1 protein-coding gene is annotated in these 412 nt (G+C 41.3%); it reads right to left on the bottom strand.

What is annotated here, in order from left to right; translation table 11 throughout:
• Positions 1–353 (bottom strand): hypothetical protein (locus tag GOU96_RS18365; protein ID WP_324702131.1); only part of this gene is annotated, 353 nt, incomplete at its 3' end.
• Positions 354–412 lie beyond the last annotated feature (59 nt).

The raw sequence follows: 412 nt of genomic DNA, 5'->3' as shown, positions 1-412 counted from the left end.
AGCTGATAGGTAGTTTTGGACGTATATTCAGCTATACCTAACATGCAGAATACACCGCCGATTGTTGTAAAGTTACAAGCGCCCTCTCGGGCACATGCGGATAGATTTTCGTTAAACCACGATCTTGTAAACTGTCCAGTTTTCAATAGCTGATTATGAGCTAAACCAAATTCTGAGATAGTAATTCCCTTTTCATAATATGGGGCTTTTTCTGAATGTGATGGAATACGATAAATCAGAGCATCCTCACCTCTACGCTTACCTATCCCTTTGATTACGAAATCAGCCTTAGCTTCTGGTTTCGGTATAACTCGCCCTTTTTCAAGAGCTAGGTCTCTGATGTGATTTTCCATATTTTACTCCTAAGGCATAACGCCCGCCTAAGGGGCTGACAACGCATAACAACTAAACT

Source organism: Vibrio sp. R-1, assembly GCF_035615595.1.
Lineage (GTDB): Bacteria > Pseudomonadota > Gammaproteobacteria > Enterobacterales > Vibrionaceae > Vibrio > Vibrio cholerae.
Note: the sequence above shows the minus strand (reverse complement) of the source record. Positions and strands in the feature narration are given on the sequence as shown.